This is a genomic window from Bacteroidota bacterium, assembly GCA_016706865.1.
Lineage (GTDB): Bacteria > Bacteroidota > Bacteroidia > Chitinophagales > BACL12 > UBA7236.
On the sequence record JADJIS010000002.1, the window covers coordinates 1270543 to 1283194 of the forward strand.

Consider the following 12652-nt stretch of genomic DNA (forward strand, 5'->3'; position numbering starts at 1 on the left):
GCGAATAATAATTAATGGCGGATAAAATATTCTTTAATGGCAAAATATTGACACAGGATAAACAAAATCCTAAGGCATCGGCGTTTGCTATTAAAAACGGAAAATTTATTGCAGTAGGAGATGATAAAAATATACTTGAATTAAAATCCCCCCAAACCCTTTTAATTGACCTTCATAATAAAACTGTTTTACCGGGATTTAATGATGCCCATATTCATGTCTGGAAGGTCGGCAATTTATTAACTTCATTGTTGGATCTGAGAGGTATTAAAAGCCTCGGGGAAATGCAGGATAAATTAAAAGATTATGCGCATAATAATCCTCAATTGGAATGGATTTTAGCCAGAGGATTTAACGAGGCGCTTTTCCCGGATAAAAAAATGCCTGATAAATTCGATCTCGATAAAATAATTACTGACCGGCCCGTTTGTATTACTCGAACCTGTGCACATCAAATAATTGTTAATTCAAAAGCGCTCGAATTTTGTAATATAGTTACTGACACAAAAGTTCCGCAGGGAGGTGAGATCAAATTATTGCCCGATGGTTCACTGGCAGGGCATTTCACAGAAACTGCCATAGGATTGATTTTAAGTAAAATTCCAAAATACAACAAGATACAATTACGTGAAATGATTCTTGCTGCGCAGGATAAATTGATAGAATGCGGAATTACTGCCGCCACTGATCCAGCTGTGGAAAAAGACCTTATAGAAGTATATAAGGAAATGGATAGGAATGGTGAATTAAAGATCAGAATAAATATATTTCCCATCAGAGTTCCTGATGGAATAAATAAAGTATATCCATTACCGGAAAAATACAGGTCAGATCTTTTAAATATCGACACCGTTAAATTTTTTGCTGATGGTGGCTTAAGTGGAAAAACGGCTGCTATGAAAAAGCCCTACAAAAATTCAAATGAATCAGGGGTATTGAGAATTGAAAAAGAGACATTTAAAAAATTGGCACTCGAATCTCAGGATGCCGGTTTTCGAATTGCTGTGCATGCAATTGGCGATTCTGCTATCGAAATGGTTTTGAATGTATTAGAGGAAATTGCTCCTTTTAATAGAAGTAAAATAAATCATCGTATAGAACATGTTGGATTTCCATCCCAATACGATCTGAAAAGAATGGCCGATTTAAACATCAGTGCCGTGATGCAACCAATTTTTATTTATGAATTAGGGAAAAATTTCAGGCAAAATCTATCCGAAGAATATTTAAACAAGATTTATCCCGTAAAATCAATAATTCAGAGGGGAATAAATGTGGCATTTTCCACAGATGCTCCGGTGGTTGTAAATTTTGATCCTTTATTTAATATAAATTCCGCTATGAATAGAATTGATGATAGGGGAAACAAACTTTCAGCGGATCAAAAGGTAACTTTTGAAGAAGGTGTATTTGCATATACAATGGGTTCCGCAATCGCCTCAGGTTATTCAGAAAAATTGGGGTCAATTGAAATTAATAAATATGCAGATTTTGTGGTATTACAAGATGAACAAAAGGTGTATTCCACATTTGTAAACGGAGAACAATTAATAGTATGAATTTAAATCATTTTCGTCCGTTTATTCCATATAAATTCGTGTAATTGTTAATTTTAACTCAATTTTTTTTAAAAATTAAATAAAAACAGTATACTTGTATCTTAATTAAGAACTATGAAGAAAAATTATACCAAATTATTTATTGGAAAACCTGCACTGCTGGTAGCTTTAGCATTAATTTCCATTTCCTCCCGGGCACAATCTTATATTCAATCGGCCTGCGACTTTACTCCGATGTCAACGGAAGGGACGTTTTTATGTTTAGGGGACGATGAAGTTAGTGCTGCAATTCCCCTCGGCTTTACGTTTGAACTGTATGAAGTTCCTTTCACGGAATGTTATATAAGTTCTAACGGTTATTTGTCGTTTACCGCAGGACTTGGTTCTAGTTGTTGCACAGGGATCATTCTCCCATCGGGCACTTATCCCTACTCTATCTTTTTTGGACAAGAAGATCTTGATCCGAATGCTTGTGTGGATGGTGATATCACATATTATACTACAGGTGCTCCAGGAAGTCAGGTATTTGTATTAAGCTACACTGATGTGCCTCATTATCCTGGTCCTGAAGGTACATTTCCTATAACAGTTCAAGTTCAATTGTATGAAGGAACTCAGGAAGTTCGAATTGTTACTACGAATTATAATGGTGATGGGGGACTTTCTACTATGGGTTTAAACAAAAATGCTTTGGAAGCAGACGTTGTGCCGGGAAGAAATAGCGAAGATTGGTCAGCTTTTGACGAATGTATCTCATTTTTACCTGATGGACTACCTGATGAAGGTTGCACTGACCCTGAAGCTATAAACTACGATCCAGGCGCTGAAATTGATAATGGTTCTTGCTTCTTCGGATATTTATATTCCGAATGTGATTATGTAACCATGCCAACTGAAGGTACTATTGTTTGTTTAGGTGATGATGAAGTTTCGGCCGCAATTCCTATGGGTTTTGATTTTCCATTTTATGGTATTACGCATTCTGATATTTATCTTGGTTCAAATGGCTATGTAACATTTAATGCGGGATTAGGAACTGCTTGTTGCACTGGACAAATTTTACCAAACGGTATTTATCCAAATTCAATATTTTTAGGTCAGGAAGATCTTGATCCAAATTTCTGTGTTGATGGTGAAGTAAATTATTATACTTCAGGACTTGCCGGTAGTCAAATTTTTGTTGTTAATTATTTAAATGTTCCGCATTATAATGCCGATGCTGATCCTACTTATTTTCCGGTTACTGTGCAACTTCAATTATATGAAGCAACCGGGGAGGTTAAAATAGTTGTAACCCAATGGAATAATGACGGTGGTGCCGCTACTATGGGTTTGAATTATGACGGCGTAATTGCAAATCCAGTTGAAGGAAGAAATTCTGAAATTTGGGATGCATCAGAAGAATGCCATTCCTGGTTGCCAAGTGAAGGTCCAATTCCGGTTTGTGATATTCCAACGGGTTTATATGCAGATGGAATAACAACAGATGATGCAGTTTTACATTGGGATGCAATGGATGGTGCAGATCAATATAGAGTTACACTTCAAAATACAGCTACAGGCTTAATAAAAACACGTGGATTTGAATCAAATGTTGTGGAGATAGTTGACAAATTAACTCCGCTAACAACTTATGCTTTCCGTGTTAAAACTGTTTGTTATGATATTCTTGGTGAGATAACACCTCCATCAGAATGGTATTATTTTACAACACTTGGCCGCATAGGTACAACCGAAGCAGCAATTACCATGTATCCAAATCCAAATGCGGGTCAATTTACATTGCAGATAAGTGATTATAGCGATAATGCATTTGAATTATTTGTTTATGATGCAATGGGTAAAATTGTTTATAATAAATCCATTCAAATTGACAATGCAAATTATACAGAGCAGATCAATTTGGAAAATGTGGCATCTGGTATTTATCAGGTTAAATTGTTAAACAATGATGCACAATTAACATATCCTGTTGTGATACAGAAATAATGAAGTGAAAAATATGTCAGCAGGTCATCCGAAAAGATGACCTGCTTTTTTTTGTATATATCTCTATATTTCTGCCTAATTTGTTTACTTGAATGCAAGAACTTGGATAAGTTTATGTAGTAACTTGTCTGGGTTAGGTTGTATTTCGATCAAATTTCTTCTTGAATTTTATTTAAGATTACACCTTGGTTAATTCATTTTTTTATTTACCTTTAAACCACATTTATTATAACTATAAACTTAAATTTTAACTAAAAAAACACATTTATGAAAATTTTTAACGTATCAAAACGTATGGCTATCGCAACGCTGAGTTTACTTTTAGCTTCAGCAACTGCTTTCGGTCAATACTGCACTCCAACCTATACCACAGGTACGGTTGAAGGTGATTATTGCGGTTACGTCGGTTTAGGAACTATTGATAATCCTACAGATGGTGCTCCTGCTCCGTTTTACAGTGATTATACGTTTATGTCTACCGATGTTGCTTTGGGTTCATCTTATACAGTAACAGTTGGTTCAGGATCCTATACCTCCAATAATGATATTGCAATTTGGATCGATTACAATCACGATGAAGATTTTTATGATGCAGATGAATTGGTAGGAACTGTGGTAGATCTTGGTGCTTTCGCAACAGGCACAGCAACATTCAGTATTCCTGTAACTGCAATTGGAGGACCAACAAGAATGCGCGTTCGTGAAATTTTTAATATGCCAACAACTCCAGATGCTTGTGCAAGTTACAGTTTTGGAGAAACTGAAGATTACAGCGTTAATATTATTGGTGGCGCCTTAAATGATGTTGGAGTAGTTGACATTACAAACCCTGTTTCTGGTGTTGATCTTGGTTTCGAAGATGTAATTGTAACCATTTACAACTACGGTTCAGAACCAGCTTCTGAATTCAATGTGTATTATCAGGTTGATGGCGGAATAGTTACAGGTGGAGCATTCCTAGGAACTATTGAACCTTATAGCACTGCTTCTTACACTATGCCTGAAGGTTGGGATTTCAGTTTAGATGGATGTTATGATATTGTATCATGGACAGAAATGGAAATTGATGAAAATACAGATAACGACAGTTATACTGAAACTGTTTGTAATCTTGGTCCAATAACAGGAACAGGTGCAATGTATATCTATTCCAATAGTACCGGTGGTGAACCTTGGTTTCAGGTAACAAATACAACAGCAATGAATACTGTATTTGGTGCTGAAGGTATTGGTTGGACACGCGATTATTATGAGACAGTAGATCCATTACTCGCTTTCTCACCGGATAATTGTTTTATTTTCTTAGAAGGTAGTGATACACATGCAGATGAACTTGAAGCTTTCCTATCTGCAAATATTGGAACAATTGAAAGCTGGGTTACTTCAGGTGGTAAATTATTATTGAATTCAGCACCGAATGAAGGTGACGGAATGAGCTTTGGTTTTGATGGAACTTCCCTCATTTATGATGGTGGTGCTAGTGCAGTTACTGCGGCCGATGCTTCTCATCCAATTTTTAACGGACCAATTCTTCCTGTTGGAACTGATTTTACCGGTGGTAACTTTAGCCATGCTCGTGTAGAAGGAACAGATATTACAAGTGTTATTATTGAAACGGGTACTACTGACATTACCTTAGGCGAAAAAGCATGGGGTGATGGTCTTGTTATGTTCGGAGGAATGACCACCAATAATTTCCATTCACCTATATTGGAAGCAGCCAACCTAAGAGCAAATATTCTAGCTTATTTAAGCTGTATAACATTTGCAGTTTGCGAAATTCCAGGCGGATTATATGCAGATGGAATTACAACTAACGATGCAGTTTTACATTGGGATGCTGTTGACGGTGCCGATCAGTATCGCGTAACACTTCAAAATCTTGCAACAGGTTTGATCAAAACAAAAGGATTTTATACTAATATGGTAGAGATCACTGATAAATTAACTCCGTTAACTGAATACGGTTTCAGAGTTAAAACAGTTTGTTATGATGATCTTGGCGTAATTTCCGCTCCTTCACCATGGTATTATTTTATGACTCTCGGTCGTATTGGCGAAAATGAAGATGCTTCAGTTATGTTATATCCAAATCCAAGCAATGGAGTATTTAATTTAAATGTAAATGGTTATGCAGATAATCAGTTTGAATTAAATGTATCTAACTCCATGGGTCAGATCGTTTATACAAAATCAATTACAGTTAATAATGCTGATTATAATGAGCAAATAAACTTAATGAATGTTGCTCCTGGAATGTATCAGATTAGTTTAAAAAATAATGACCTTAATTTAAATTATTCAGTAGTGATCGTCGAATAATTATTATATTAATACATTATTAAATTTATAAATAATAAAGAGGCTGTTCTTAATTGAGCAGCCTCTTTTTTTTAGGTAATAACTCATTATAAAATTCTTTTTAAATTAATTTACAACCATGTATTTTGACTGGATTGGAATACATTCTTAAATCATATAAGTTTATTTAACAATTAGTCATAATCACCTGCCTCTCAAGTAAATGGTTATAAGATGATTAAAATCACTGTCGCGAATAAAAATCTTAAAAAAGTAGGGTAAAGTCAAAAATAATGGTATCATTGTGACCTAAAACTTTAATCATGAAACTAATTATTACACAATCTATTACAATTACCCGAAAGATCACATTGTTTATCGCAATGGCTACTTTTGGATTAATTGCGCGTGGTCAATACTATGTGCAATCTGACTGCGATTTTTCACCGATGGCAACTGCAGGAACTGCAATTTGTTTAGGAGACGATGAAATGAGTGGTGCTTTTCCAATTGGATTTACCTTTCCATTTTATGGTTCTTTGTTTTCCGACTTTTATGTGAGTTCGAACGGCTATATGTCGTTTAGCGGCGGACTCGGAAATGCATGTTGCAGTGGTGCAATTTTGCCTACGGATCTTTATCCGAATTCCATTTTCTTCGGACAAGAAGACTTGGATCCTAACTTTTGTGTAGATGGTGATATTACCTACTATACAACAGGAGCAGTTGGGAGTCAGATCTTTGTTTTGTCATTTACAGATGTTCCGCATTATCCTGGACCTGAAGGAGTATTTCCTGTTACCGTTCAAATTCAATTATATGAAGGAACTGGAGAGATAAGAATTGTTACCACACAAATGAATAGTGATGGTGGATTTCACACAATGGGTCTCAATCAAAACGGACTTGCATCTGATGTTGTTCCAGGAAGAAACAGCACCAGCTGGTCAGCATATGAGGAGTGTATCTCTTTCACAGTATTTGAACCTGCTGCAGCTGATGCTGGTGTAATTAATGTAACAAGTCCGGTTTCAGGTGTTGATCTAGGTTTAGAATCAGTAACTGTTACCGTTCAGAATTTTGGATTTGAAGCAATCTCCGAATTTCCTGTAAGTTATAATGTTGATGGTGGTGCAGTTATCACTGAAATTTATGGTGGAACTATAGCTCCTTTTTCCTCAGGCTCCTATACATTCAGCTCAATGCACGATTTCAGCATTGATGGATGTTACAATATTGTTTCCTGGACTAGTCTTGCAGATGATGGCGATGAAACAAATGATAGTTATTCTGAAACTGTTTGTAATCTTGGTCCTATAACAGGAACAGGTGCGATGTATATCTATTCCAATAGCACCGGTGGCGAACCTTGGTTTCAGGTAACAAATACTGAAGCTATGAATACTGTTTTTGGTGCTGAAGGTACTGGTTGGACACGCGATTATTTTGAGACTGTAGATCCATTACTTGCTTTCTCACCGGATAATTGTTTTATTTTCTTAGAAGGTAGTGATTCACATGCAATAGAACTCGAAGCTTTCCTTGCTGCTAATATGGTAACTATTGAAGGTTGGGTTTCTTCAGGTGGTAAATTATTATTGAATTCCGCACCAAATGAAGGTGATGGTATGAGCTTTGGTTTTGATGCAACATCCCTTATTTATGATGGTGGTGCAGGTGCAGTTACTGCAGCTGATGCTTCTCATCCTATTTTTAACGGACCATTACTTCCTGTTGGATTGGATTTCACAGGTTCAAACTTTAGTCATGCACGTGTTGCAGGAACAGATATTACAAGTGTTATTATTGAAACAGGTTCCACTGATATTACCTTAGGCGAAAAAGTATGGGGTGATGGTCTTGTTATGTTCGGAGGTATGACCACCAATAATTACCATTCACCTTTATTGGAAGCAGCTAACTTAAGAGCAAATATTCTTGCTTATTTAAGCTGTATAACATTTGCAGTTTGCGAAATTCCAGGCGGATTATATGCAGATGGAATTACAACTGACGATGCAGTTCTGCATTGGGATGCTGTTGACGGTGCTGATCAGTATCGTGTAACTCTCCAAAATGTTGCAACCGGTCTTATTAAAACAAAAGGTTTCTATACCAATATGGTAGAGATCACAGATAAATTAACTCCATTAACCATGTATGGTTTCAGAGTTAAAACTGTTTGTTATGATGATCTTGGTGTTATTTCTGCGCCTTCTGAATGGTATTATTTTACTACCCTTGGTCGTATTGGTGAAAATGAAACATCTGTTACCATGTTCCCAAATCCTTCCAATGGTGAGTTTGTACTTCAAATGAATGGTTTAGAAACCAGCACATTCGAATTGAATGTATACGATGCAATTGGAAATGTGGTTTATAATAAAACCATATCTGTTTCCGGTGCTGATTATTCTGAAACTATTTCATTGAATAATGCAAGCGCAGGTATTTATCAGGTTAGTTTGGTTAATTCCACTGTTAAGCTGAATTATCCTATTGTGATTCAGAAGTAATTAATTTAATTTATCTAATAAAAAAAATGCCTTGTTTAATTACAAGGCATTTTTTTTTATGTATTAGACCCAACTTTTCTAGAAATTAATCAAATAAAAATTTATTTCTTCGATAATATTTTTTTATTATTTAATCATTTTATATTCAAATAATAATTGACGATATTAAGTTGAATTATTTAATTAAGATCAGAATTTTTAATTGATTAACTATGATCATAAAAAAGTATACCCTTATACATATATTTATTATTGTAATAAGAAGGTATAGTTTATAAGATGACTTAAGTTAATCCCGGACCTCAATTAATAATCATATTAAATAGTTATTAATAAAATAAAGAAATATTAGGAATTTTGAAAAAGTAAATTGTATATTAGAGCATTAATTTCACACTTAATAAATTAGAACTATGAACAATTTACACTTTGCCAAACGTGCGACTCTCGGTTTGGCTTTTTTCGTTTTTACTGCTTTCTCAGCTTATGCTCAGTATTGTACGCCAACGTATACTACTGGTACCGTTGAAGGAGATTATTGCGGTTATGTTGGTTTGGGAGCAATTTCAAACACAACAGGAGGCGCTGCTTCTCCGTTTTATTCAGATTACACCGGAATGAATGCAGATCTTACTGCAGGTACGATGTATACAATTACGCTTGGTTCCGGAAGTTATACTTCTAACAATGACCTTGCAGCATGGATCGATTACAATCAGGATAATGATTTTTCTGATGTTGGTGAATTAATTGGAACCGTTGTTGACCTCGGTGCTTTTGCAACAGGTACAGCTGCGTTTACAGTTCCTTTAACTGCTCTTAATGGCGCAACAAGATTACGTGTTCGCGAAATTTATGCAATGCCAACTACACCTGATGCATGCGCAAATTATTCATTTGGCGAAACAGAAGATTACACTGTTACTATTTCCGGTGGCGGTGGTGGACCTGGCCCAACAGTTGGAAATTATTATATCTATTCCAACACTACTGGTGGTGAACCTTGGTTTCAAACAACAAACTCTACGGCTATGACCTCTGCATTTGGTGCTGAAGGTTCAGGTTGGACAAGAGATTATTTTGAAACTGTTGATGTTGCTACAGCATTTGGACCAGACAATTGTTTTGTATTCATAGATGGTAGCGATTCACATGCACAAGAATGTGAAAATTTCTTAATTGCGAATATGGCTGCTATCGAAGCTTGGGTTTCTGCCGGCGGAAAATTATTATTGAACTCCGCACCTAACGAAGGTGACGGTATGAGTTTTGGATTTGGTGGAACTTCATTGGTTTATGATGGAGGTTCAGGATCCGTTCAAGCTTTTGCTCCTGCACATCCAATTTTCAGCGGACCATTTACACCGGTAGGAACTGCATGGACAGGTTCAAACTTTAGTCATGCTCAGGTTACCGGAACAGGTATTGCAACAATTATAAATGAAACAGGATTTGCCGACATTACATTAGGAGAAAAAGTTTGGGGTTCTGGTATCGTTATGTTTGGTGGAATGACTACAAATAATTTCCATTCTCCATTAACTGAAGCAGCAAATTTAAGAGCAAACATTCTTGTTTATTTAAGTTGTTTAGAAGGATTATGCCCTGCACCAACCGATCTTATGGCTGATGCAATTACCGGTACTTCCGCTAACTTATCATGGGCTGCTTCCGATAATTCGGGTGGTTACCATCTTTCAGTTTATACACTCGACGAAGTACTTGTTGCAAAACAAAAAGTATTAGGCGGCGCAACCAACTGGAATGTTGGCGGTTTAACACCAGGTACTGATTATGCATTCCACGTACGTTCTATTTGTACAGTTCTTGGAACAAAATCTCCAATTTCTTATAACTATTATTTCTCAACTCCTGCTCGTTTAGGTGATGAAAATACTAGTGTAAGTTTATATCCTAATCCAAGCAACGGACAATTTACATTAGCATTAAATGGTTATGAAAACAATAATGTTGAATTAAATATTTATAATTCAACAGGACAAATTGTTTATGCATCTTCTATTAATGTAAACAGTGCTGATTATACTGAAATGATAAACCTCGGAACTATTGCTCCGGGTATGTATCAGGTTAGTTTAACAGGTAATTCAAATACGAATAATTATTCAATTGTAATTACTGAATAATTATTTTTTTAATACATATTTATAAGCTGCTTCCATTTGGAAGCAGCTTTTTTTTTATCATTTTATATATTAAAAATTAAATTATTTATTAAATTAAATTATCATATTTAATTTATTTATAATCATAAATAAAATCAAAAAGTAACATATTAATTTTTAATATATACGCTTATAAAATATTTGAAAAATTATTTGTTTTATAGAATTATAAATTGTAGACTTGTTGCCTAAATAACTAATATGAGAAAACTAAACACAAAAATCCTGTCGCTCACAACGACAGCACTGATCGCTATTGCGATCTTTTCCTCCACGCTTCTGGCGCAGTCCTACGTGCAGTCCACCTGCGACTACGCGCCAATGGCTACAACAGGCACCGCGATTTGCCTGGCCGATGACGCAGTTAGCGCAGCAATTCCATTAGGATTCAGCTTCAGTTTTTATGATGTTGCTTATTCTAATTGTTATGTAAGCTCTAACGGCTATTTATCATTTAACACTGGCCTTGGCACTGGATGTTGCACAGGGGCTATTCTTCCTTCCGGGACTTATCCGAATTCCATTTTTTTCGGACAAGAAGACCTTGATCCAAACAGCTGTATAGATGGTGATATCACCTATTATACAACAGGTGCAGCAGGAAGTATGATCTTCGTTTTAAGTTTTGTTGCTGTTCCACATTATCCCGGTCCGGAAGGTACATTCCCTGTATCAGTACAGGTGCAATTACACGAAGGTACAAATGAGGTAAAAATCGTTACTACCGAATATAACGGTGATGGTGGATTGTCAACAATGGGCCTAAATCAAAACGCTACAAATGCCGATGTCGTTACCGGCAGAAATAGTGCAGCATGGTCAGCCTTCAACGAATGTATTTCGTTTATGCCAATGGTTGTTGAAACTTATGGATGTACAGATCCAGCAGCTGTTAATTATGATCCGGCTGCAGATATTGATGATGGATCTTGTTTTTATGGTTATGATTATGCAACCTGCGATTACGCTCCTATGGCCACAGAAGGAACAGCAGTTTGTTTGGCTGATGATGCAGTAAGTGCAGCAATTCCAATTGGATTTGATTTTCCATTTTATGGCGTTGATCATTCTTCTGCTTATATAGGATCCAATGGTTTTGTATCCTTTAATTCAGGTTTAGGTTCAGCTTGTTGCACTGGTCAAATTTTACCAAATGCATTTTACCCAAATACAATATTTTTAGGACAGGAAGATTTTGATCCAAATACATGTATTGACGGTGATATTACTTATTATACAACAGGTGCTCCAGGTAGCCAGGTTTTTGTTGTGAGTTTTGTAAACGTTCCACATTATCCAGGTCCGGAAGGTACATTCCCTGTTTCTGTACAATTACAATTACATGAATCAACTGGCGAAATAAAAATTGTAGTTACAGAAATTAATGGAGATGGTGGAGCTGCAACAATGGGATTAAATTTAGACGGAACTGTTGCCAATTGGGTAGAAGGCAGAAACTCTGAAGTTTGGAGCGCATTCTCTGAATGTCATTCATGGATGCCTGCCGCTGGTATGGATGAATGTCCTAGTCCCGCCGGTTTAGCTGCCGATGATATAACAGGAACTTCTGCTAATTTAAGTTGGGAAGCTTCGTTAAATTCAGAAGGTTATCATCTGTCTGTTTATACAACAACAGGAGATTTGGTAATGAAGAAAAAAGTTTTAGGTGGTGCAACAAACTGGATGGTTACAGGTTTAACTCCTGGCACTGATTATGCCTTCCACGTACGTTCGGTATGTGTTGCCCTGGGCGATAATTCACCGATTTCGTATAACTATTATTTCTCTACACCTGCACGTTTAGGAGTTGAAGAAACAAAAGTTACTTTATTCCCAAATCCTAATACAGGACAATTTACACTTGCATTAAATGGGTATGAAATTGGAAATGTAGAATTAAATATCTCTAATTCAACAGGACAAATTGTATACAGCTCTTCAATTAATGTTACAGGTGCTAATTATACTGAAATGATCGACCTTGGTGCTATTGCTCCGGGAATGTATCAGGTAAGTTTGGCCGGCAATTCAAATGTTGTTAACTACAGCGTTGTTATTACCGAATAATTTATTAATTAAACATTTAAAAAAGCTGTTTCTT

6 protein-coding genes are annotated in these 12652 nt (G+C 36.0%); all 6 read left to right on the top strand.

Annotated elements, in window-relative coordinates; translation table 11 throughout:
• Positions 1-14 precede the first annotated feature (14 nt).
• The 6 genes from IPI31_08455 (at position 15) to IPI31_08480 (ending at position 12618) form a co-directional block, all read left to right on the top strand.
• Positions 15-1559: an amidohydrolase gene (locus IPI31_08455; GenBank protein ID MBK7567845.1), complete on the top strand. Its 1545-nt coding sequence runs from the start codon at positions 15-17 to the stop codon at positions 1557-1559.
• Positions 1560-1673: 114 nt separating this feature from the next.
• Positions 1674-3548 carry a T9SS type A sorting domain-containing protein gene (locus IPI31_08460; protein MBK7567846.1) on the top strand — a complete coding sequence of 625 codons (1875 nt, stop codon included), beginning with the start codon at positions 1674-1676 and terminating at the stop codon, positions 3546-3548.
• A 267-nt stretch (positions 3549-3815) separates the two neighbouring features.
• On the top strand, positions 3816-5870 hold the full coding sequence (locus IPI31_08465; GenBank protein ID MBK7567847.1) for a T9SS type A sorting domain-containing protein: 2055 nt from the start codon (positions 3816-3818) through the stop codon (positions 5868-5870).
• Between the two features lie 302 nt (positions 5871-6172).
• On the top strand, positions 6173-8365 hold the full coding sequence (locus IPI31_08470; GenBank protein MBK7567848.1) for a T9SS type A sorting domain-containing protein: 2193 nt from the start codon (positions 6173-6175) through the stop codon (positions 8363-8365).
• Between the two features lie 413 nt (positions 8366-8778).
• Positions 8779-10512 (top strand): fibronectin type III domain-containing protein, encoded by a 1734-nt coding sequence (locus IPI31_08475; GenBank protein MBK7567849.1) that lies wholly within the window; start codon positions 8779-8781, stop codon positions 10510-10512.
• A gap of 240 nt (positions 10513-10752) precedes the next feature.
• Positions 10753-12618 (top strand): fibronectin type III domain-containing protein, encoded by a 1866-nt coding sequence (locus IPI31_08480; GenBank protein ID MBK7567850.1) that lies wholly within the window; start codon positions 10753-10755, stop codon positions 12616-12618.
• The last annotated feature ends 34 nt before the right edge of the window (positions 12619-12652 follow it).